The organism is Oryzisolibacter propanilivorax (assembly GCF_900103645.1).
GTDB classification, from domain to species: Bacteria; Pseudomonadota; Gammaproteobacteria; order Burkholderiales; family Burkholderiaceae_C; genus Melaminivora; species Melaminivora propanilivorax.
In genome coordinates this window covers 1-21341 of sequence record NZ_FNHP01000002.1, presented here as the reverse complement: position 1 = coordinate 21341, position 21341 = coordinate 1, and the positions used below count along the sequence as shown (strand labels likewise).

At 68.1% G+C, this 21341-nt stretch carries 19 protein-coding genes; 13 read left to right on the top strand and 6 right to left on the bottom strand.

The window, feature by feature from the left end:
- The first annotated feature begins 131 nt into the window (after positions 1-131).
- Positions 132-2006, top strand: coding sequence for a phosphoenolpyruvate carboxykinase (GTP) (locus tag BLQ61_RS02895; RefSeq protein WP_091566547.1), 1875 nt, complete (start codon positions 132-134; stop codon positions 2004-2006).
- A gap of 189 nt (positions 2007-2195) precedes the next feature.
- On the opposite strand, the gene BLQ61_RS02890 is transcribed toward BLQ61_RS02895, so the two are convergent.
- Positions 2196-2642 (bottom strand): hypothetical protein, encoded by a 447-nt coding sequence (locus BLQ61_RS02890; RefSeq protein ID WP_091566545.1) that lies wholly within the window; start codon positions 2640-2642, stop codon positions 2196-2198.
- A gap of 136 nt (positions 2643-2778) precedes the next feature.
- On the opposite strand from BLQ61_RS02890, the gene BLQ61_RS02885 reads away from it, so the two are divergent.
- Genes BLQ61_RS02885 through BLQ61_RS02875 form a run of 3 tightly spaced genes read left to right on the top strand, consistent with a single transcriptional unit; the run spans position 2779 to position 5055 of the window.
- A complete protein-coding gene (locus BLQ61_RS02885) occupies positions 2779-3759 on the top strand; it encodes a LysR family transcriptional regulator (protein ID WP_091566543.1) in 981 nt (326 codons plus the stop codon).
- A complete protein-coding gene (locus tag BLQ61_RS02880) occupies positions 3756-4577 on the top strand; it encodes a metallophosphoesterase (RefSeq protein WP_091566541.1) in 822 nt (273 codons plus the stop codon). Before BLQ61_RS02885 ends, BLQ61_RS02880 begins: the two co-directional genes overlap by 4 nt.
- Before the next feature lie 55 nt (positions 4578-4632).
- Positions 4633-5055 carry a universal stress protein gene (locus BLQ61_RS02875; RefSeq protein WP_091566539.1) on the top strand — a complete coding sequence of 141 codons (423 nt, stop codon included), beginning with the start codon at positions 4633-4635 and terminating at the stop codon, positions 5053-5055.
- A 48-nt stretch (positions 5056-5103) separates the two neighbouring features.
- Here BLQ61_RS02875 and BLQ61_RS02870 read toward each other — a convergent pair whose 3' ends face one another.
- The 5 genes from BLQ61_RS02870 to phnD all read right to left on the bottom strand — a co-directional run bounded on the left by BLQ61_RS02870 (position 5104) and on the right by phnD (position 8872).
- Entirely contained in the window at positions 5104-5403 is a 300-nt protein-coding gene (locus BLQ61_RS02870; protein ID WP_091566537.1) for a hypothetical protein, read from the bottom strand.
- An 11-nt stretch (positions 5404-5414) separates the two neighbouring features.
- Positions 5415-6212 (bottom strand): phosphonate ABC transporter, permease protein PhnE, encoded by a 798-nt coding sequence (gene phnE / locus BLQ61_RS02865; RefSeq protein WP_091566535.1) that lies wholly within the window; start codon positions 6210-6212, stop codon positions 5415-5417.
- Positions 6205-6990, bottom strand: coding sequence for a phosphonate ABC transporter, permease protein PhnE (phnE, locus tag BLQ61_RS02860; protein WP_091566533.1), 786 nt, complete (start codon positions 6988-6990; stop codon positions 6205-6207). The genes phnE (BLQ61_RS02865) and phnE (BLQ61_RS02860) overlap by 8 nt, the downstream gene beginning before the upstream one ends.
- Positions 6987-7775 carry a phosphonate ABC transporter ATP-binding protein gene (gene phnC / locus BLQ61_RS02855; RefSeq protein WP_091566531.1) on the bottom strand — a complete coding sequence of 263 codons (789 nt, stop codon included), beginning with the start codon at positions 7773-7775 and terminating at the stop codon, positions 6987-6989. Before phnC ends, phnE (BLQ61_RS02860) begins: the two co-directional genes overlap by 4 nt.
- Before the next feature lie 104 nt (positions 7776-7879).
- Entirely contained in the window at positions 7880-8872 is a 993-nt protein-coding gene (phnD, locus tag BLQ61_RS02850) for a phosphate/phosphite/phosphonate ABC transporter substrate-binding protein (RefSeq protein WP_091566529.1), read from the bottom strand.
- Positions 8873-9019: 147 nt separating this feature from the next.
- Here phnD and BLQ61_RS02845 point away from each other — a divergent pair, with 147 nt between their 5' ends.
- The 9 genes from BLQ61_RS02845 (at position 9020) to gshB (ending at position 21155) form a co-directional block, all read left to right on the top strand.
- A complete protein-coding gene (locus BLQ61_RS02845) occupies positions 9020-9706 on the top strand; it encodes a response regulator transcription factor (RefSeq protein ID WP_091566527.1) in 687 nt (228 codons plus the stop codon).
- Positions 9699-11183 carry a sensor histidine kinase gene (locus BLQ61_RS02840; RefSeq protein WP_091566525.1) on the top strand — a complete coding sequence of 495 codons (1485 nt, stop codon included), beginning with the start codon at positions 9699-9701 and terminating at the stop codon, positions 11181-11183. Before BLQ61_RS02845 ends, BLQ61_RS02840 begins: the two co-directional genes overlap by 8 nt.
- On the top strand, positions 11180-12460 hold the full coding sequence (locus BLQ61_RS02835) for a glutamate-5-semialdehyde dehydrogenase (RefSeq protein ID WP_091566523.1): 1281 nt from the start codon (positions 11180-11182) through the stop codon (positions 12458-12460). The genes BLQ61_RS02840 and BLQ61_RS02835 overlap by 4 nt, the downstream gene beginning before the upstream one ends.
- A 16-nt stretch (positions 12461-12476) precedes the next feature.
- Positions 12477-13946, top strand: a complete 1470-nt coding sequence (gene trkA / locus BLQ61_RS02830; RefSeq protein WP_091566521.1) for a Trk system potassium transporter TrkA — start codon at positions 12477-12479, stop codon at positions 13944-13946.
- A gap of 23 nt (positions 13947-13969) precedes the next feature.
- Positions 13970-15436 (top strand): TrkH family potassium uptake protein, encoded by a 1467-nt coding sequence (locus tag BLQ61_RS02825; RefSeq protein WP_091566519.1) that lies wholly within the window; start codon positions 13970-13972, stop codon positions 15434-15436.
- 109 nt (positions 15437-15545) lie between these two features.
- Positions 15546-16841 (top strand): glutamate--cysteine ligase, encoded by a 1296-nt coding sequence (gene gshA, locus BLQ61_RS02820; RefSeq protein ID WP_091566517.1) that lies wholly within the window; start codon positions 15546-15548, stop codon positions 16839-16841.
- A 100-nt stretch (positions 16842-16941) separates the two neighbouring features.
- Positions 16942-18813, top strand: a complete 1872-nt coding sequence (locus tag BLQ61_RS02815) for a potassium transporter Kup (RefSeq protein WP_091566515.1) — start codon at positions 16942-16944, stop codon at positions 18811-18813.
- Positions 18814-18916: 103 nt separating this feature from the next.
- The gene (locus BLQ61_RS02810; protein ID WP_091566513.1) at positions 18917-20143 is read left to right on the top strand and encodes a benzoate/H(+) symporter BenE family transporter; all 1227 of its coding nucleotides are present in this window, start codon (positions 18917-18919) and stop codon (positions 20141-20143) included.
- Positions 20144-20186: 43 nt separating this feature from the next.
- Positions 20187-21155: a glutathione synthase gene (gene gshB, locus BLQ61_RS02805; protein WP_091566511.1), complete on the top strand. Its 969-nt coding sequence runs from the start codon at positions 20187-20189 to the stop codon at positions 21153-21155.
- Positions 21156-21341: the final 186 nt, after the last annotated feature.

Below are 21341 nucleotides of genomic sequence, written 5' to 3'. Positions count from 1 at the left end.
TGAAGGCTTGGTCCTGGTGCGGCACGCTGCCGCGGCCCGGAAATCCGCAAGCCGTTTTCTCCAAGGCCGCGCGCGGGCGGCATCCCCCGGCACCTTGGACAAGACGGTTTCTTCACTTCCAAGGTAGCTCCATGAACGCACCCACCATGCAAGGCCTGGACATCCAGGCCCCCTCCTACGTCAAGAACGCCCGGCTCATCGCCTGGGTGGCCGAGATGGCCGCGCTGTGCAAGCCGGCGCGCATCCACTGGTGCGACGGCAGCCAGCAGGAGTACGACCAGCTGTGCGAGCAATTGGTGCAGGCGGGCACCTTCAAGCGCCTGAACCCGGCCAAGCGCCCGAACAGCTACCTGGCCTGGTCCGACCCGTCCGACGTGGCGCGTGTCGAGGACCGCACCTTCATCTGCTCCAAAAACAAGGATGACGCCGGCCCGACCAACAACTGGATGGAGCCGAGCGAGATGCGCGCCACGCTGCGCCCGCTGTTCGACGGCTGCATGCGCGGGCGCACCATGTACGTGGTGCCGTTCTCGATGGGTCCGCTGGGCAGCCCGATTGCGCACATCGGCGTCGAGCTGTCCGACAGCGCGTACGTGGCGGTGAACATGAAGATCATGACCCGCATGGGCCGCGCGGTGTACGACGTGCTGGGCACCGAGGGCGAGTTCGTGCCCTGCATGCACACCGTCGGCGCGCCTCTGGCTGCAGGGCAGACCGACCAGACCAGCTGGCCGTGCAATCCGACCACCAAGTACATCGTCCACTACCCCGAGACGCGCGAGATCTGGAGCTACGGTTCGGGCTACGGCGGCAACGCGCTGCTGGGCAAGAAGTGCCTGGCGCTGCGCATCGCCTCCACCATGGGCCGCGACCAAGGCTGGCTGGCCGAGCACATGCTGATCCTGGGCGTGCAGAACCCGCAAGGCCAGAAGTACCACGTCGCCGCGGCCTTCCCCAGCGCCTGCGGCAAGACCAACTTCTCGATGCTGGTGCCGCCGCCGGCCTTCGACGGCTGGAAGGTGACCACCATCGGCGACGATATTGCCTGGATCAAGCCCCAGGCCGACGGCAGCTTGCGCGCCATCAACCCGGAAGCCGGCTACTTCGGCGTGGCCCCGGGCACCAACCTGAAGACCAACCCGAACTGCATGCTCAGCCTGCAGCGCGACGTGATCTTCACCAATGTCGCGCTGACCGACGACGGCGACGTGTGGTGGGAGGGCATGGAGGCTGACACCGGCGCGCTGCCCGCGCACCTGATCGACTGGCAGGGCCGCGACTGGACGCCCGAGATCGCCAAGGAGACCGGCGCCAAGGCCGCGCACCCGAATGCCCGCTTCACGGTGGCCGCCACGCACAACCCGGCGCTGGACCCGGCCTGGGACGACCCGGCCGGCGTGAAGATCGACGCCCTCATCTTCGGTGGCCGTCGCTCGTCCACCGTGCCGCTGGTGACCGAGGCGCGCGACTGGGCCGAGGGCGTGTACATGGCCGCCACCATGGGCAGCGAGACCACCGCGGCCGCCTTCGGCCAGCAGGGCGTGGTGCGCCGCGACCCGTTCGCCATGCTGCCCTTCATGGGCTACCACATGAGCGACTACTTCCAGCACTGGCTGGACCTGGGCGCCAAGCTGCAGGCGCAGGGCGCCACGCTGCCGCGCATCTTCACCACCAACTGGTTCCGCAAGGGTGAAGACGGCAAGTTTGTCTGGCCCGGCTACGGCGAGAACATGCGCGTGCTGAAGTGGATGATCGACCGCATCGAGGGCCAAGCGCCGGGCCGCGAGACGCCGTTCGGCATCGCGCCGCAATACGCCGAGATCAACTGGAGCGGCCTGGACTTCACGCCGGCCCAGTTCGACAGCGTGACCGGCATCGACCGCGCCGCCTGGGACGGCGAGCTGCAGTCGCACACCGCGCACTTCGATAAGCTGGGCGAGCGCCTGCCCGAAACCCTGCGCCAGACACAGCAGCGCCTGCAGCAACGCCTGGCCGAGCACGCCTGAGCGGCGCCGGCACGCGGGGCGGGTGCCCCCCGGTGCCGGCCCTCAGCAAAAAAACCGGCGCTCCTGAAAAGGAGCGCCGGTTTTTTGTTGCCTGCCTGCCGGGTGTGGATGGCGACTGGTGTCGCAGCCCGGTTTCAGGCTAAAAAGCCTTCAGGCCCTTGTATCGCAAGGGCCTGAAGCTATGGTTTTTCAGACGCGGCCGGCCGTATCGGGCCAGTGGCGATAGCGGCGGATGTCCTCCACGGCGATGCCATTCACGGCGCGGCTCAGGTCGCCGTCGATATACAAGCGGCGCAGCTCCGAGTGCCACAGGGGCAGCTGGCTGTCGGCACGAGCGCCGGACGCCTGCAGCAGCTGCACCACGCGGCGGGCCGGGCGTGCCAGCAAGGCCAGCGAAACAAAGGCCACCACCCACAGCAGCATCCAGCCGGCCAGCATGTGGCCGTCGCTCCAGGCGTCGACGAACTGGTTGGCCACCACCACCAGTGCCGCCACGCCGGCGGCCAGCAACAAAGAGGCAGCGCCGCGCATGTCCTTGGCGCCTACCTGCAGCTCGCGCGCTGCCTGCGCGGCGCGCTCCACGCGCTGCACGCCTAGGTGCACGGTGGAATCATTGGCATGTACAAAGCTTGTCATTTTCTTGCTCCAGCAATCAGGGCCGGTTCATCACTCCGTTTGTGATCTCGAACCCTGGCGCTATCCTAGGGTTTTCCCTAGAAATGGTCTACTTTATTGATTGAATCCCGACCATTCACAGCGATGATGACTGGCCATGCCAGATGTCAACTTCCGCACCCTCGACCTGAACCTGCTGCGTGTCTTCGACGAGGTCATGTCCGAGCGCAACCTGACGCGCGCGGCCGACCGGCTGGCATTGACCCAGCCCGCGGTGAGCAACGCCCTGCGCCGCCTGCGCCAGGCGCTGGGCGACGAGCTGGTGGTGCGCAGTGGCGCTGGCGTGGCACCCACGCCGCGTGCGCTCAGCCTGTGGCCGGCAGTGCGCCAGGCGCTGGCGCAGCTGCAGGGCGCGCTGGCCGGTGCGTTCGACCCGGCCAGCGCGCACGCCAGCTTCGTGCTGGCGCTGGCCGACGCCACCGGCACCATGCTGATGCCGGCGCTGGTGGACATCCTGGAGCGCGAGGCGCCGGGCATCTCGCTGCGCGTGCTGCCGCTGACCACGCGCGACCCACGCCGGCTGCTGGAGGCCGGCGAGGCCGACATGGCGGTGGGTTACTTTCCGGCGGCGCTGGCCGACCTGTCGGCCGGCGCGCACGGTGACCAACCGGTGCCGTTCCAGAGCATGCGCATCTACGACAGCGAATACGTCTGCGTGCTGCGCGCCGGCCATCCGCTGGCGCGCCAGCCGCTGACGCTGGATGCGTACTGCGCCGCGCGGCACCTGCTGGTCAGCTTCTCGGGCAAGCCTTTCGGCTTCATCGACCAGGCGCTGGCCTCGCTCGGGCGCGAGCGGCGCATTGTGCTCACCGTCAACCAGTTCTTCACCGCCGGGCGCGTGGTCGCCGCCAGCGACCTGCTCACCGTGCTGCCGCGGCATTTCGTCGGCGTGGCCAACCTCGGCGGCGAGCTGGTCTGGCGCCCGCTGCCGATGGCCGTGCCCATCGTCCACGTCGATGCGCTGTGGCTGCGCCAGCGCCAGGCCGAGCCTGGCCACCGTTGGCTGCAGCAGACCCTGGCGCGCGCCGCGCGCGTCAGCGCCACCACGGCCGCCGCCATCCATCAGAGTCCCGCATGAACATCCAGCTCCTGTCCGACCTGCACCTGGAAACGCAGCCGCAATTCGCCGCCAGCCCGGCTGCGCACGCCGACGTGCTGGTGCTGGCCGGCGACATCGGCTCGTATCAGCGCGGCTCGCGGCTGGCGGATGGCAACTTTGGCTTGGCGCGTTTCTCGCCGCTGCCGCAGCACGCCGGCTGGCCGGTGCCGGTGCTGTACGTGCCCGGCAACCACGAGTACGACGCGCTGGACTTCGACGCCGCGCACGCGCGCCTGCGCGCCACCTGCGACCGGCTGGGCATCGTCTGGCTGGAGCGGAACAGCGTGGTGCTGGACGGCGTGCGCTTCGTCGGCACCACGCTGTGGAGCGACTTCGACGCACTGGCCGACGCGCGCAAGCGCCAGCGCGCCAAGGCGTATCGCGCTGCCAACTACTACCTGGAGAAGACCGGCGGCACGCGCCACGGCGCGCCGTTTCTGGCAGAGGCCGTGCGCGCCCAGGCCCTGGCCTGCCAGGACTGGCTGCGCGCCGCGCTGGCGCGGCCACACGCCGGCCCCACCGTGGCCGTCACCCACTTCGCGCCCAGCCTGAGGAGCGCCGACCCGCGCTACGGCCTGACGCCCGGCACCGCGGGCTTTTGCAACGCGCTCGACGATCTGCTGCCCGCCGCCGACCTGTGGCTGCACGGCCATTTGCACGCACCCAGCGACTACGTCGCCACCGGGCCGCGGCCGGACGGCACGTCCGGGCGCTGCCGGGTGGTGGCGAATCCGCTGGGCTATGGCCCCAAGCACGAGCAGTGGACCTTCCAGCCGCACTGCGTGCTCACCGTATGATCGTTTTTTCGGCCCCGCGCGGCGGCGTTGCTGCCGTGCCTTTTAAAGGATCACCATGAACATCCTGCTCGCCGTGGACGGCAGCCCCTACACCAAGAAGATGCTGGCCTACCTGGCCGCGCACGACGAGATGCTGGGCGCCAGCCACACCTACACCGCCCTGACGGTGCAGGCCCAGCTGCCGCCCCGCGCCCGGGCCGCGCTGGGCAAGGACGTGGTCGAGCAGTACTACCAGGAAGAAGGCGAGAAGGTGCTGGCCTCGGTGGGCAAGTTCCTGACGCGCCATGGCGTGAATGCGCGCACCATGGTCAAGGTCGGCGCCGCCGGCGAGGTCATCGCCAAGGTGGCGCAGTCGGGCAAGTTCGACCTGGTCGTCATGGGCACGCACGGCCACGGCGCCCTGGGCAAGCTGGTCATGGGCTCGGTCAGCACGCAAGTGCTGGCCAAGTGCGAGGTGCCGGTGCTGCTGGTGCGCTGACCCGCCGGCGCGCGGGCTGCACGCGGCCTTGGCCCGCCGCCCCTGGGCTCAGGCGGGCCCGGGCCCTGCATCCAGCACCGCGCCGGCCTTGTCGGCCCACTGCCGCAGCGCGTCCACCAGCGCCTGGTGGCTGAACGAGCAGCTTTCCTCGGTGAACAGCGCGCCGGCTTCCAGCCGGTCGAGCAGGCCCAGCAGCACTTCGGTGTAGCGCGGGGGCAGGGCGGCGAGCAGCGCGCCGTGGGCGCGTGCGGCCTGGCTGAAAGCGTGGTTCGTCATGCGCAGATCGGCCAGCTGGTGCAGGTCCGACTGCAGGTTATCAAGCTGGTGCGAAGCAAGGGCGGCGGTCATGGGACTGCAGCCTACAGCACCCGCTTGCGGATTTGCAGCACCACCACCTCGGCCAGCGCCACCACGGCGAAGATGGTGAGCAGCACCAGCGCCACACGGTTCCAGTAGAACAGGTCGATGGCTGTGTTCAGCACCACGCCGATGCCCCCTGCGCCCACCAGACCGAGCACGCCCGACTCGCGTACGTTGATGTCCCAGCGCAACAGCGCCACCGACCACAGCGCGGGCTTGATGTGCGGCCAGTGGCCGTACCACAGCTGCGCGAAGCGCGAGGCGCCTGCGGCCTGCAGCGCCTCAATGGGGCCGCGTGGCGACTGCTCCAGCGCCTCGCCGACGAGCTTGCCCACGAAGCCCACCGAGCGCAGCGCGATGGCCAGCATGCCCGCCAGCGGCCCGGGCCCGAAGATGGCGACGTACAGCAGCGCCCAGACCAGGGAATTGACCGAGCGGCTGGCCACCAGCAGCACGCGCGCGGAGAAGTTCAGCCACCGGCTGTGCGTGACGTTGGGCGCCACCATTACCCCCAGCGGCAGCGCCAGCACCAGGGCCAGCAGCGTGCCCAGGGTAGCCATGTGCAGCGTCTCCAGCAGCGCGGTGTGCACGGAGTCCGCGTAGTAGCCCCAGTCCACTGGCCACATGCGGCCCAGCATGTCGGCCATCTGTTCGGGCGCGTCGTACAGGAACTCGGGGATGACCTCCACCGTGCGCGCCGCCTGCACGATGGCGGCCACGGCGCACAGCCACAGCGCGTAGCGCAGCAGGCGCTGGCCTGAAGTATGGCGCTGCCAGTGCAGAACTTGCTCAGACATCAAGGGCCTTTCGCATGGCGTTCACCGCTAGTTCACCCACCACGATGATGGCAATGACGGTGGCCAGGATCGTGCACACGAAGCCGTATTCGTAGCGCAGGAAGGCGGCGAACAGCGCACCACCGATACCGCCCGCGCCCACGATGCCGACCATGGTGGAGTTGCGCAGGTTTGAGTCGAGCTGGTAGGTGGCAAAGCCTACGAAGCGCGAGCTCACCTGTGGCAGCACGCCGAACAGCACCACATTGGCGAACGAGGCACCGGTGGCACGCATCGCCTCGATGGGCTTGGGCGAGATTTCCTCGATCGCGTCGGCGAACAGCTTGCCCACGAAGCCCACCGTGGCCACCACCAGTGCCAGGACGCCCGCCAGTGGACCGAAGCCGACGGCCTTCACGAACAGGATGGCGCTGATGACCGGATGCAGAGCGCGGCAAGCGGCGATGAGCGTGCGCCCGGCCAGGCGCAGCGGCGCGGGCGACAGGTTGGCTGCTGCCAGCAGGCCCACGGGCAGGCTCAGCACCAAGCCGAGCGCGGTGGCCAGCACGGCGATCTGCAGGGTCTCCTTGATGCCCTGCCACAACTCGTCCATCTTGCCCAGCTCGGGCGGGAACAGGCTCGCCAGGAATCGGCCTCCCTGCTCCCAGCCAGCGGCTAGGCGCTCGGCCGAGACGTCCATGCTCGCCAAGCTCCAGGCGGCATAGGCCAGCGCGGCGGCGAGCACCGCCTTGTGCCCCGGGCTCCAGACGAACGGCCGAAGGGTGGGTTGCCGGTTCATGGCAGCCACCCCTGGCCGCCATAGATGGTTTGCAAGTGCCCGTCGGTCAGTCCGTCCGGTGCGCCGTCGTAGACCACACGGCCGCCAGTCATGCCGATGATGCGGTCGCAGTAGCGCCGTGCCAGCTCCACGTCATGGATATTCACAATCACCGGAATGCCGCGCTGCACACCTTGCTCGCGCAGCAGCTGGACGATCTCTACCGAGGTCTTGGGATCCAGCGAAGAAGTAGGCTCGTCGGCCAGCAGCACCGAGGGCTGCTGCATCAGCGCGCGGGCGATGCCCACGCGCTGACGCTGGCCACCGCTCAGAGCGTCGGCGCGCTGGCCGGCGAAGGCGGCCAGGCCCACGGTCTGCAGCAGCGCCAGGGCGCGCTCGATGTCGGCCGCGTCGAACCGGCGGCGCCATGCGCGCCAGGCCGACAGGTAGCCCAGCCGGCCGGTGAGCACGTTCTCCATCACCGTCAGGCGCTCCACCAGGTTGTATTCCTGGAACACCATGCCGATATGCCGGCGCGCGCGCCGCAGCGCGCGGCCGTGCAGTTGCGCCATGTCCACCTCCTCGCCGGCCAGGTGCAGCAGGATGCGACCCGCACTGGGTGTGACCAGACGGTTGATACAGCGGATCAGGGTGGACTTGCCGGTGCCTGAGGGCCCGATGATGCCGGTCAGCCCCGTGCCGTCGATGGTCAGGTCGATGCCCTGGAGCACGGGCGCGCCGGGGCGGTATTCCTTGACCAGTTGCTCGATGCGCAGCGCGCCCGGCGTTGCAGCAGTGGCTTGCATGCGGGGGTCGTTCCTTGTAATTGATCGTGCCCGCCAAAGGCCACGCGGGCCAGCGCACCAGGGCGCGGGCCCGCGCAGGCAGTGGCAGCGGTGACGGAAAAAATTTACTTCTTGCCAGCGGCGGCCTTGTCGAAGGCCTCGCGTGTGAACAGCTCGCCGGCTGAAGCGGCCACCGTGCGCACCAGCTCCCAGTCCTTCTGGTAGGTGATGGGCAGGAAGCGGTCGCCGCCCAGGCCCTTGGCCATCTCCGGCGGCACCTTGTAGTCAAAGAAGCACTGCTTGATCTTGGACTGCAGCTCGGGCACCAGGTTGTAGGCGTACGCATAGGCGTCCGTCGGGAACATCTCGCTGGTGTAGAGCACGCGGAAGTCATCGGGCTTGACCACGCCGCGCTCGGTCATGTGCTGCAGCACATCGCTGGCCACCGGCGCGGCGTCGTAGTCGCCGGTCTTCACGCCCAGTATGGACTGGTCGTGTTTGCCGGAATAGACCACCTTGTAGTCGGTGTCGGGCGTCAGGCCGATCTTGGGGAACAGGGCGCGCGGAGCCAGGTTGCCGGAATTAGACGAGGGCGAGGTGTGCGCGACGCGCTTGCCCTTGAGGTCTTCCAGCTTCTGGTAGGCGCTGTCCTTGCGCACGATCATTTTCAGGTGCATCCCCACGGGGCCCTGCTCGTTGCCGCGGATGGCGAACGGTACGGCGCCCGAGAGGTTCACGGCGAAGTTCACCGGTCCGGGCGAGAACGCGGCGATGTGCAGCCGGCCCGAGCGCATGGCCTCGATTTGCGCGGCGTTGGACTGCACCGGGAAGAACACCACCTTCTTGCCCACGCACTGCGACAGGTGGCCCATGAACGGCCGGAACAGCTTTTCGTAGATGGCCGGGTCTTCTACCGGCGTGAAGGCGAAGACCAGCGTGCCCGGGTCCTTCAGGCGCTTGGGGTCGGTGGGCGTGTCGGCCACCAGATCGCGGTTGGCGTCGCAGAACTGCGTGTCCAGGTCACCGCGGTGGGGGCAAGCGTCCTGGGCCTGGACGGCAGCAGCAGCCAGCAGCAAGGCCGAGGCCAGGGTGGCATGTGTGAGCGAAAAGGTGGGCATGGCGTTCCTCGAGGGCGGTGCAGAGATAGCGATGACTATAGGAAGCCAGCACCTGTGCCGTGGCGCTATCCTTTCGGGCGACCTTCAGACACCTTTCAATCGCCTTGCAAAAATGGACCGGACAAACCCCAATCCGCAAACACACGTATGAAGGTGCTCGTCGTCGAAGACGACTTTGACCTGGGCGGCGCGCTGACCCGACTGCTGACGCGCCGGGGCTTCCAGGCGGCCCATTGCATCGATGGCGCCACGGCTCTGCAGCTGCTCGAACGCGAGCTTTTCGATATGGCAGTGCTCGATCTGGGTCTGCCCGGTATGGACGGATTGCAGCTGCTGCAGCGCTTGCGCGGGCGTGGGCACGCCCTGCCGGTGCTGGTGCTCACGGCGCGCGGCGGCGTCGGCGACCGGGTTGCCGGGCTCAATGCCGGCGCGGATGACTACTTGGCCAAGCCCTTCGATCCGGACGAGCTGGAGGCACGTCTGCGCGCACTGGCACGCCGTGCGGGCATGCAGGACGAGCCGCGCTGCGGCAAGCTGCGGCTGGATCGCAGCGCGGGCGCGTTCTACTGGGGCGAGCAGGCGCTGGAGCTCACACCGCGCGAGAGCGCCTTGCTGGCTGGCCTGATGGAACAGCCGGGGCGCGCCGTCACCAAGGCACGGCTGACGGCCCTGGCGTTCGGCGCCGACACGCCAAGCCAACCCGACGCAGTGGAGGTAGTGGTCCACCGCCTGCGCAAGAAGCTGGCGCATACGCAAGTGCAGATCACCACGCTGCGCGGCCTGGGCTACCTGGTCCAGGAAAGCCGTCAGCCCCGCCCAGACGGCGATGGCTGAGCACCTGTGCGGTGGCCGCTCGGTGCGCCAACGGCTGCTGCTGTGGTTGGCGCTGCCGGTGGCACTGTTCATTCTGGTGGACGCTTGGGCTTCATACCGTGCCGCACTGGACACGGCACAGCGCGCCTTCGACCGGCTGCTGGTCACCTCGGCGCATGCGCTGGCCGATCTGATCCGGCTGGAGGGCGGCACGTTGCAGATCACGTTGCCTCACGCTGCACTGGAGCTCTACGGCGACGAAGCCGGCCTGTCGGGACGCCGCGGCGGCGATGTTGACACCCGCAGCCGCATGATTTACCGGGTGAGCTACCTGGACGGCGAATACCTCGCTGGCGAGCGCGCGGTCGCGCCTTACGTAGGGCTGGCACCGATGCATCCGCGCTACGGCGTGCGCCTGGCGCTGTATGGCACGCGGCTGGCCGACGAGCCCGTGCGTATGGCTGCGTTGTGGCAGCCGGTGGAAACCCACGAAGGCTTGCGCTACGTAGTGGTCCAGGTGGGCGAACCCTCGACTTATCGCGATCGCATCGCGCGTGGGATCCTGTGGCAAACGCTTGGGCGCCAGGCACTGCTGCTGGCAGTGCTGTTGGTGCTGATCTGGTGCGTGGCCACCGTGGCGCTGAGGCCCTTGCGCGGGTTCGCGCGCCAGCTGGAGGCGCGGACGGCAACCGACCTGGAGCCGGTGGCCGTGCAGCCGCAGACGCCGCAGGAACTGCTGCCCGTGGTGAGCGCCTTCAACGGGCTGCTGGAGCGCGCGCGCGAGACGCAGGCAGCGCAGCAGCGTTTCGTGGCCGATGCCTCGCACCAGCTGCGCACTCCATTGGCGGTGCTGAAGCTGCAGGCCCACGCCGGCCTCGCCCGCGAAGTGCCAGAACAAGAGGCGCTGGAGCAGGTGTCGGCCACCATTGAGCGCACCAGCCGCGTGGTGCAGCAACTGCTGACCTGGAGCCGCGCGCGCGCTGCCGTACCGTGCGATCAGATCGACCGTGTGGACCTGCGCGACCTGCTGGAAGAGGTGGCGGTGGAACTCTCGCCCCTGCTGGCCGCGCGCCACCACGCCTTCCAATTCGAGGCTGTGCCCTGTCCCTGGGAGGGACCCACCTGGATGGTGCGGGAGATCGCCACGAACCTGCTGCACAACGCCCTGCGTTACACGGCCGAGGGCGGTACGCTGGGCCTGCGGTTGGTACCGGGAGTGCAGGAGGTCTGCATCGTCGTGCACGATGACGGTCCGGGGCTGTCGCCACAGATGGAACGCGACCTGTTCGTCCCCTTCGTCAGCGGCGACGCACGTACCCGGGGCGCTGGGCTGGGGCTGGCCATCTGCCGCGACCTGGCCCACGCCTGCGGAGGGCGGCTGGACGTACGCAACCGCCGCGTGGATGGCTTGGTGCAGGGACTGGATGCCCTGGTATGGCTGTCGGCAAGCCCGCACAGGTGTGCGAGGCCGGCCATTGCGTCAAAATCGCACCCATGAATGCGCTGAACATCGCCGAATACACCCACACCCTCGGATTGCAGGCAAAAGCGGCCTCAGCCCTGATGGCGCGTACGCCGGCAGCTATCAAAAACAAAGCATTGCGGGCGCTGGCCCGGCTGCTGCGGGATAGCGGTCCGGCGCTGGCTGCGGCCAATGCGCTGGACCTGGAGCGCGCGCGCGCCGCCGGTTTGCCCGAGCCGATGGTCGATCGCCTGAAGCTCAGCCCCCAGGCGCTGGAGACCTGCGCCCAGGGTTGCGAGCAGTTGGCGGCCATGCCGGACATCATCGGCGAGTTGCAGGGCATGCAGCAGCAACCCAGCGGCATCCGCGTCGGGCGCATGCGCGTGCCCATCGGCGTGTTCTGCATGATTTACGAGAGCCGGCCGAACGTGACCATCGAGGCCGCCAGCCTGTCGATCAAGAGCGGCAACGCGGCCATCCTGCGCGGCGGCTCGGAGGCCATCGACTCCAACCGCGCGCTGGCGCTGCTGGTGGCGCAGGCGTTGGCCGAGGCCGGCCTGCCCGAACATGCCGTGCAGTTGGTGCAGACCACCGACCGCGCCGCCGTCGGCCAGCTGATCGCCCTGCCCGCGTACGTGGACGTGATCATCCCGCGCGGCGGCAAGGGCCTGATCGAGCGCATCAGCGTGGAGGCGAAGGTGCCGGTCATCAAGCACCTGGACGGCAACTGCCACACCTATGTGGACGACCCGTGCGACATCGCCATGGCGGTGAAGATCGCCGACAACGCCAAGACGCACAAGTACAGCCCGTGCAACGCCACCGAAAGCCTGCTGGTGGCGCGTGGCGTGGCGCAGGCCTTTTTGCCGCAGATCGGCGCCGTCTACGCCGCCAAGGGCGTGCAGATGCGCGCCTGCCCCCAGGCGCTGGCGATCCTGCGCGCCGTGCCAGGGGCCGACCTGGCCGAGGCCACCGAGGCCGACTGGGGCGAGGAATACCTGGCGCCGATCATCAGCGTGAAGGTGGTGGCGGGGCTGGAGGAAGCCATCGCGCACATCAACCGCTGGGGCAGCCACCACACCGACGCCATCGTCACGCGCGACCACCTGCACGCGCAGCAGTTCCTGCGCGATGTGGACTCGGCCAGCTGCATGGTGAATGCCAGCACGCGCTTCGCCGACGGCTTCGAGTATGGGCTGGGCGCGGAGATTGGCATCAGCACGGACAAGTTCCACGCGCGCGGACCGGTGGGCATCGAGGGGCTGACCTCGCTCAAATGGGTGGTGCTGGGCGAGGGCGACGTGCGCGGCTGACGCGCGCGGCCAGGCCATGAAGATCATCATTTTGGGCGCCGGCCGTGTCGGCCAGAGCGTCGCCGAGAGCCTGGTGTCGGAGAAGAACGACATCACCGTCATCGACACCGACGCGCGGCGGCTGCGCGAACTGCAGGACCGCTGGGACCTGCGCGGCGTGGTCGGCAACGGCATCGATCCGACCGTGCTGGCCGAGGCCGGCGCGCGCGACACCGACCTGCTGATCGCCTGCGCCGCGCAGGACGAGACCAACCTGGTGTGCTGCAAGGTGGCGCAGGTGGTGTTCAGCATCCCCACGCGCATCGCGCGCGTACGCTCGTCGGGCTTCGCGCAGCACGAGGGGGCCGAGCTGCTGGGCAAGGACGGCTTCGGCGTGGACCGCATCATCTGCCCCGAAGACTCGCTGACGCGCTACATCGGCAAGCTGGTCGAGTACCCGGAGGCACTGCAGGTGCGCGAGTTCGCCGGCGGCCGGGCCTGCCTGGTGTCGGTGCGCGCACGCGCTGGCGCACCGCTGGTGGGGCTGCAGATCGCCGCCATCCGCGAGAAGGCGCCGGACGTGGCCATGCGCATCGTCGCCATCTACCGGCGCTTCCTGGACGAGCCCGACCGCTTCGTGCCCTGCGACGGCGCGACGCGCGTGGAGCCGCTGGACGAGGTCTTCGTGCTGGCCGGGCGCGAGCGCGTGGCACAGATCCTGGCGGCGCTGCACTGCCGCGGCGGGCAGCCGGCGCGGCCGGTGCGGCGCATCATGATCGCCGGCGGCGGCCGCGTGGGCCTGCGCCTGGCGCGCCAGCTGGGCCTGCAGGAGCGCTTCAACGTCAAGGTGCTGGAGGGTGACGTCGAGCGCTGCATGCACCTGGCCGCCGAGCTGCCGCCCGACGTGCTGGTGCTGCAGGGCGACGCCACCGACGAGGACCTGCTCAGTGGCGAGGGCATCGAGGAGGTGGACCTGTTCCTGGCCGTCACCGACGACGACGAGGACAACATCATGGCCTGCCTGCTGGCCAAGAAGATGGGCGCTAGCCGGGTGCTGGCGCTGATCAACCGGCGCTCTTACGCCGATCTGATGCACGGCACGCAGATCGATATCGCGCTGTCGCCGGCGCAGGCCATGCTGGGCGAGTTGCTGGCCTACGTGCGCCGCGGCGACGTGCAGGCGGTGCACAGCCTGCGCCGCGGCGTGGCCGAGGCGCTGGAGATCGTGGCGCGCGGCGACCGCAAGACCTCGCGCGTGGTGGGCCGGCGGGTGGAGGAGATCCGCCTGCCGCCCGAGGTGCACATGGGCCTGATCGTGCGCGGCCTGCCGGAAACGAATGCCGAGACGCCCGCCGAGGCGCCGGAGCCGGTGGCCGAGCCGCAGGTCATCATCCCGCGCAGCAACACCGTCATCGAGAGCAACGACCACGTGGTCTTCTTCCTGCCGCACAAGCGCCTGGTACGCGATGTCGAGCGGCTGTTCCGCGTCAGCGCCACCTTCTTTTGACCGCCTTGCCGGCCTGATCGTCCATGTCCGACCTGCTGCCCGTCCTGCGCGTGCTGGGTGCCCTGCTGGCGATGTTCGCCCTGACGCTGGGCGTGCCGCTGGGCGCGTCGCTGTGGGCCGAAGAGGGGCTGTGGCACGAGTACGCCCTCGCCATGTGCCTGACCCTGGGCTCGGGCGTGTTGCTGTGGTGGGGCCTGCGCGAGCACCGCGACGAGCTGCTGCCGCGCCACGGCGTGCTGCTGGTGTCGCTGGTGTGGGCGGTGACGCCGTTCTTCGCCGCTCTGCCGCTGCTGCTGGTTCTGGACGCCGTCGGCCGGCCGCTGTCGTTCACGCATGCGTATTTCGAGGCGGTGTCGGGCCTGACCACCACCGGCTCCACAGTGCTGTCGCAGCTCGACGGCCTGCCGCTGTCGGTGAACATGTGGCGCACCTTCATGCAGTGGCTGGGCGGCATGGGCATCCTGATCCTGGCGGTGGCCATCCTGCCGGTGCTGGGCATGGGCGGCGCGCAGCTGTTCAAGGCCGAGGCCGCCGGCCCGGTCAAGGACACCAAGCTGACCCCGCGCATGACCGAGACCGCCAAGGGCCTGTGGGGCGTGTACGTGGTGTTTTCGCTGGCCTGCGCGCTGGCCTTCTGGGCCGGCGGCATGACGCCTGAGGACGCGGTCATGCACATGTTCGCCACCGTCAGCCTGGGCGGGCTGTCGCCGCACGACGCCAGCTTCGGCTACTTTGCCTCGCCGTTGCTGGAGGGTATCTGTCTGGTTTTCATGCTGGCGGCCAGCTGCAACTTCGCGCTGTATTTCGTGGCGGTGCGCAAGGGACACTGGCGCAGCTTCTGGCGCGACGAGGAAATGCGCGCCACGCTGGGGGCGCTGATCGGCGGCGGACTGTTGGTGGCGCTGCTGCTGTGGGCCAAGGGCACCTACGAGCCGCTGCAGGCATTGCGCATGGGGCTGTTCCACGTGGTGTCGGTGGCCACCACCACCGGTTTCGCTACCACCGATTACCTGGCCTGGCCGGTGCTGGCGCCGGTGCTGATGCTGCTGATGTCGGGAGTCGCCACCAGCGCCGGCTCCACGGGCGGCGGCATCAAGATGGTGCGCATGCTGATCCTGTTCAAGCAGGCGCGGCGCGAGCTGACGCGCACCGTGCATCCGCGCGCCATGCAGCCGCTGCGCCTGGGCGAGCGGGTGGTGTCCGACGGCATGGTGTTCTCGGTGCTGGCCTTCATGCTGGTATACGGCGCCACCGTGATCGTGCTGAGCCTGGTGCTGCTGCTGACCGACCTGGACATGGTCACGGCGTTCTCGGCGGTGCTGGCCAGTGTGCACTGCACGGGCCCGGGCCTGGGACTGCTGGGCCCCAGTTCCAACTATGCCGTGCTGACCGACTTCCAGCTGTGGGTCTGCACCCTGGGCATGCTGCTGGGGCGGCTGGAGATCCTGAGCTTCATGGCGCTGCTGACCCCGGCGTTCTGGCGTCGCTGACAAGGCCGACAGGCTCGGCTGCCAGACCGCGCAGGACAGGAATAGTGCGTACAGGCGCGGCGGGAGCCCGTCCCTACAATGGCCCGCTCGACCGTAACCCAGGGCTCTTATGGTTCCGCATCTCATCACCGCGCTCACCGGGCCGATCAATGAACTGGAGCAGCGCATCCTGGACTCCATGCCGGCGATCGAGCGCTGGTTCCGCCTGGAGTGGATGGAGCACACTCCGCCGTTCTACAGCTCGGTGGACATCCGCAATGCCGGCTTCAAGCTGGCGCCGGTAGACACCAACCTGTTCCCGGGCGGCTGGAATCACCTGACCGACGAGATGCTGCCGCTGGCGGTGCAGGCGGCGATGGCGGCCATCGAGAAGATCTGCCCCGAAGCGCGCAACCTGCTGATCATTCCCGAGAACCACTCGGGCAACACCTTCCACCTGGCCAACATCGCGCAGCTGGTGCGCATCTTCAACATGGCCGGGCTGCACGTGCGGGTGGGCTCGGTCAGCCCGGACCTGAAGAAGGCCACCATCACCGAGCTGCCCGGCGGCGACAAGGTGGTGCTGGAGCCGGTGGTGCGCACGCGCCATCGTCTGGGGCTGAAGCACTTCGACCCCTGCACCATCTTGCTGAACAACGACCTGTCGGCCGGCGCTCCGGGCATCCTGGAGGAGCTGTACGAGCAGTACCTGCTGCCGCCGCTGCACGCCGGCTGGAGCGTGCGCAGGAAGAGCCGCCACTTCCAGTGCTACGAGGACGTGGCCAAGCGCTTCGGCAAGATGCTGGGCATCGATCCCTGGCTGATCAACCCGCTGTTCACGCGCGCCGAGGGCGTGGACTTCGAGGCCGACGCCGGTCTGGAAGGCCTGCGCGCCGCGGTGGACGCCACCCTGACCAAGGTGCGGCGCAAGTACAAGGAATACGGCATCAACGAAAAGCCGTTCGTGCTGGTCAAGCCGGACAACGGCACGCATGGCCTGGGCATCATGACCGTGCGCGACGTCAGGGAGCTGGATGGCCTGAGCCGCAAGGCGCGCCACAGCCTGGCGCTGACCCAGGACGGGCAGGCGGTCCACGACGTGATCGTGCAGGAAGGCGTGCTGACCCGCGAGCGCGTGCACCAGGCAGTGGCCGAGCCGGTGGTCTATATGATGGACCGCTACGTGGTCGGGGGCTTCTACCGCATGCACGCCGAGCGCGGCGATGACGAGAACCTGAACGCCCCCGGCGCCGCCTTCGTGCCGCTGGCGTTCGAGCGCAGCCACCACCTGCCGCAACCAGGCGCGCGGCCCGGCGCCAGCGCGCCGAACCGCTTCTACATGTACGGCGTGGTGGCGCGCCTGGCGATGCTGGCTGCCAGCTACGAGCTGGAGGCTACCGACCCACAAGCCGAGGTCTACGACTGATGCCGCCGGGTGGCGCCGCAACCACAGCCCCGTCCCCAGGGACGTGGACATGCGGCGCATACGGCGCACAATGGCGCGCCCTGCATGACCGGCACGCACCGTGCAACACCAGAAATCGTCCCTTCCGGCCCTGACCCTGGGCGCCATCGGCGTCGTCTATGGCGACATCGGCACCAGCGTGCTGTACACGCTGAAAGAGGTTTTCGGCTCGGGCCACGTGCCGTTCACGCCGGCCAATGTCTATGGCGTGCTGTCCATCGTCTTCTGGACGCTCACGATCATCGTTTCGCTGAAGTACGTCACGCTGGTGCTGCGCGCCGACAACGAGGGCGAGGGCGGGCTGGTGGCGATGCTGGCGCTGGCCTCGCGCTCGGTCAAGCACAAGGCGCCCCAGCTGCGCAAGTGGATGCTGCTGATCGGCATCTTCGGCACCTGCCTGTTCTATGGCGATGGCGTCATCACCCCGGCCATCACGGTGCTGTCGGCGGTGGAGGGGCTGGACGTGGTCTCGCCCAGCTTCCGGCGCGCGGTCATTCCGTTGACGCTGCTCATCCTGCTGACACTGTTCTGGGTGCAGAAGCACGGCACCGCGGGCATCGGCAAATTCTTCGGGCCGGCGATGGTGCTGTGGTTCGTCGCCATCGCCGCCCTGGGCGTGCACCACATCGCCGGCCACCCGGAGATCCTGGCCGCTTTAAGCCCGCACCATGCGCTGCGCTTCATCTGGCAGCACCCCGGCATCACCTTCATCATCCTGGGGGCCGTGGTGCTGTGCGTGACCGGCGGCGAGGCGCTGTACGCCGACATGGGCCACTTCGGGCGCCAGCCGATCCGCATCGCCTGGTTCTCCATCGTCATGCCGGCACTCACCCTGAACTACTTCGGCCAGGGCGCGCTGCTGCTGGCCAACCCGGAGGCGGTGAAGAACCCGTTCTTCATGATGGCGCCGGAGTGGTTGACCCTGCCGCTGGTCGGCATGGCCACGCTGGCGGCGGTGATCGCCTCGCAGGCGCTGATCTCCGGCGCCTTCAGCGTGACCAAGCAGGTCATCCAGCTGGGCTACCTGCCGCGCCTGCAGATCCGCCACACCAGCATGCGCGATACCGGCCAGATCTACCTGCCGTTCGTGAACTGGAGCCTGTTCGCCATGATCGTGCTGGCGGTGGTGCTGTTCCGCTCCTCGTCCAACCTGGCGGCAGCCTACGGCATCGCGGTGACGCTGGACATGACCATCACCACCGTGCTCACTTTCTTCGTGGTGCGCTACGGCTGGGGCTACCCCCTGGCGCTGACGGCGGCGGCCACGGGCTTCTTCCTGGCCATCGACCTGGCGTTCTTCAGTTCCAACCTGCTCAAGCTGATCCAGGGCGGCTGGTTCCCGCTGCTGATCGGCGGCGCGGTGTTCGTGCTGATGATCACTTGGAAGGACGGGCGTGAATTGCTCACACAGTCCCTGCGCGACGGCTCCATCGACCTGAAGTCGTTCCTGGACGGGGTGTTCGTCAGCCCGCCGGCACGCGTCGAGGGCACGGCGGTGTTTCTGAACGCGCAGCCTGGCCTGGTGCCCAACGCGCTGATGCACAACCTCAAGCACAACAAGGTGCTGCACCAGCAAAACCTGTTCGTCACGGTGCGCAACCACCAGGTTCCGTGGATCGGCATGGACCGGCGTCTGGAGATCGAACCGCTGGGTCGCGACTGCTGGCAGGTGGTGGTGCACTACGGCTTCAAGAATGACCCGGACCTGCCCAAAGCGCTGTCGCTGCTGCAGGCACGCAATGTCGAGCTGGACGGGATGACCACCAGCTATTTCCTGTCGCGCGACATCGTCACGCCCACGCTGGGCTCGGGCTTGGCGCCGTGGCGCGAAAAGCTGTTCGCGCACATGCACCACAGCGCTACCGCGGCGGCCGAGTTCCTGAACCTGCCGAGCAATGCGGTGGTGGAACTGGGTTCCGTGGTCGAGATTTGAGTATTTTTTGCCTCCAGCCTATATAGACAAAGGGCCTGTAGCTATCATTTTTGATAGCCAATGCGGCAGCGCGCATTGGCCGCTGGTGCCACAATGGCCCGCCATGCGCTTCTTCCGCGATCTGAGTCTGTCCGCCGCCACCGCCGGCTTCGTTGCTGTGCTGGTGGGTTTCACCAGCTCGGTGGCGCTGGTGTTCCAGGCGGCGCAGGCCTTCGGCGCCACGCCGGCGCAGGTCACGTCGTGGGTCTGGGCACTGGGACTGGGCATGGGGCTGTGCTCGCTGGTGCCCTCGCTCATCCTGCGCCAGCCGGTCATGGTCGCTTGGTCCACGCCAGGCGCGGCGGTGCTGGCAGCGGCGGGCGCCAGCGGCGCCTTTGGCATGGGCGAGGCGGTGGGCGCGTTCATGGCCTGTGCGCTGCTCATCACCCTGGCCGGGGCCACGCGCTGGTTCGAGCGCGCCATGAACCGCATTCCCATGGAGATCGCCGCGGCGCTGCTGGCCGGCGTGCTGGCGCGCTTCGGCATGCAGGCGTTCTCGGCGCTGCAGACGGCGCTGCCGCTGGTGCTGGTCATGCTGGGCGCCTACCTGCTGGCGCGCCGCCTGCTGCCGCGCTATGCCGTGGTCTTGACGCTGGCCGCCGGCGTCGCCTGGGCGGCCGGCAGCGGGCAGATGCATTGGTCGGCGGTGCGGCTGGAGCTGGCGCGGCCGGTCTTCACCGCGCCGGTCTTCACCTGGCAGGCCTGCATGAGCCTGGCGCTGCCGCTGTTCATTGTCACCATGGCGTCGCAGAACCTGCCCGGGGTGGCGGTCATGCGCGCCACCGGCTACCAGCTGCCGGTGTCGCGCCTGATCACCATGACCGGGCTGGCCACCCTGGTGCTGGCGCCGTTTGGCGGCTATGCGCTGAACTTCAGCGCCATCACCGCCGCCATCTGCATGGGCCCCGAAGCGCACCCGCAGCGCGAACGCCGCTATACCGCCGCCGCATCCTGCGGGCTGCTGTATGTGCTGGTGGGCATCTTCGGTGCTGTCGTTACCGGGCTGCTGACCGCATTCCCCCCCGAACTGGTGGTGGCGATTGCCGGACTGGCGCTGCTGGGCTCGATCGGCAGCGGACTGGCCACGGCATTGCAGGGCGAGGCGCATCGCGAGGCCGCATTGATCACCTTTCTGGTCACGCTCAGCGGCGTGACCCTGGGTGGCATCGGCTCAGCCTTCTGGGGTGTGGTCGCCGGCAGCGTGGCGCTGCTGGTGCAGCACCTGGGACGGGGCCGGATTGCAGGCCCCTCGGCTTCCACGCCTTCCTCTTCCAATGCCGCGCCGCGCTGATGCGTTGGCGTGATTCACGTACCTTTTGCTGACCCACTGCCGCATGAAACTGCTTTTCGTCGCCGATCCCCTAGAACAGTTCAAGATCTACAAGGACACCACCTTCGCCATGATGCGCGAGGCCGCGCGCCGCGGCCATGACTTGGCAGCCTGCGAGCCACGCCAGCTGCGCTGGGAGCGCGGCGGCCGCGTATCCGCGCAGGTGCGGGACATCGCCCTGACCGGAAACGAGCGGGACTGGTTCGTTGTGAGGGGCACGCGCGATGCAGCGCTGGCCGACTTCGATGCGGTGCTGATGCGCAAGGACCCGCCGTTCGACAGCGAATACTTCTACGCCACGCATCTGCTGGAGCAGGCCGAGCGCGAAGGTGGGCGCGTGTTCAACCGGCCCCGGGCGCTGCGTGACCATCCGGAAAAACTGGCCATCATGGAGTTTCCCGAGTTCATCGGCCCGACTTTGATCACGCGCGAGGCGCAGGACATCCGCCGTTTCCACGAGGAGCACCAGGACATCATCCTCAAGCCGCTCGACGGAATGGGCGGAACGGGCATCTTCCGTGTCGGCCCGAATGGAATGAACCTGGGCAGCATCATCGAAACCCTGAACCAGGGCGGCAACCAAAGCGTCATGGTGCAGAAATTCCTGCCGCAGATTGCGGAAGGCGACAAGCGCGTGCTGATCATCGGCGGCAAGCCAGTGCCGTTCTGCCTGGCACGCATCCCGCAGGGCAACGAGGTGCGTGGCAACTTGGCAGCCGGTGGCCTGGGCGTGGCGCGCCCCTTGAGCGCGCGAGATCAGGAAATCGGCGAGGCCCTAGGCCCCATCCTGCAGCAGCGCGGCCTGCTGCTGGCAGGGGTCGACGTCATCGGTGAATGCATCACCGAAATCAACGTCACCAGCCCCACCTGCTTCCAGGAGATCCAGCAGCAGACAGGCTGCGACGTGGCGACACTGTTCGTTGATGCGCTGGAGCAAGAACTAAAAAAATTGAAAACTTTGCTGAGACTCTAATTTCCCAGCTATACTAGCGGGCTTGCTGCATCACACAGTCTTTGGGGCTGGACGGTGCAGCAAGCGGGAAGTGAAGTGGATTGAATTAAATACTTTTCTTCTCTGTCTTGATCTTCTGCAGATTTCTGTTGTATAGTTCAAGGCTTCGCTTCTGACGGAGCGCTGGTGCTAAAAGGTGCTGGCAAG

Coding starts and splice junctions, on each gene's coding strand:
- BLQ61_RS02895 (WP_091566547.1), top strand. CDS start 132: ATGAACGCACCCACCATGCAAGGCCTGGACATCCAGGCCCCCTCCTAC.
- BLQ61_RS02890 (WP_091566545.1), bottom strand. CDS start 2,642: ATGACAAGCTTTGTACATGCCAATGATTCCACCGTGCACCTAGGCGTG.
- BLQ61_RS02885 (WP_091566543.1), top strand. CDS start 2,779: ATGCCAGATGTCAACTTCCGCACCCTCGACCTGAACCTGCTGCGTGTC.
- BLQ61_RS02880 (WP_091566541.1), top strand. CDS start 3,756: ATGAACATCCAGCTCCTGTCCGACCTGCACCTGGAAACGCAGCCGCAA.
- BLQ61_RS02875 (WP_091566539.1), top strand. CDS start 4,633: ATGAACATCCTGCTCGCCGTGGACGGCAGCCCCTACACCAAGAAGATG.
- BLQ61_RS02870 (WP_091566537.1), bottom strand. CDS start 5,403: ATGACCGCCGCCCTTGCTTCGCACCAGCTTGATAACCTGCAGTCGGAC.
- phnE (WP_091566535.1), bottom strand. CDS start 6,212: ATGTCTGAGCAAGTTCTGCACTGGCAGCGCCATACTTCAGGCCAGCGC.
- phnE (WP_091566533.1), bottom strand. CDS start 6,990: ATGAACCGGCAACCCACCCTTCGGCCGTTCGTCTGGAGCCCGGGGCAC.
- phnC (WP_091566531.1), bottom strand. CDS start 7,775: ATGCAAGCCACTGCTGCAACGCCGGGCGCGCTGCGCATCGAGCAACTG.
- phnD (WP_091566529.1), bottom strand. CDS start 8,872: ATGCCCACCTTTTCGCTCACACATGCCACCCTGGCCTCGGCCTTGCTG.
- BLQ61_RS02845 (WP_091566527.1), top strand. CDS start 9,020: ATGAAGGTGCTCGTCGTCGAAGACGACTTTGACCTGGGCGGCGCGCTG.
- BLQ61_RS02840 (WP_091566525.1), top strand. CDS start 9,699: ATGGCTGAGCACCTGTGCGGTGGCCGCTCGGTGCGCCAACGGCTGCTG.
- BLQ61_RS02835 (WP_091566523.1), top strand. CDS start 11,180: ATGAATGCGCTGAACATCGCCGAATACACCCACACCCTCGGATTGCAG.
- trkA (WP_091566521.1), top strand. CDS start 12,477: ATGAAGATCATCATTTTGGGCGCCGGCCGTGTCGGCCAGAGCGTCGCC.
- BLQ61_RS02825 (WP_091566519.1), top strand. CDS start 13,970: ATGTCCGACCTGCTGCCCGTCCTGCGCGTGCTGGGTGCCCTGCTGGCG.
- gshA (WP_091566517.1), top strand. CDS start 15,546: ATGGTTCCGCATCTCATCACCGCGCTCACCGGGCCGATCAATGAACTG.
- BLQ61_RS02810 (WP_091566513.1), top strand. CDS start 18,917: ATGCGCTTCTTCCGCGATCTGAGTCTGTCCGCCGCCACCGCCGGCTTC.
- gshB (WP_091566511.1), top strand. CDS start 20,187: ATGAAACTGCTTTTCGTCGCCGATCCCCTAGAACAGTTCAAGATCTAC.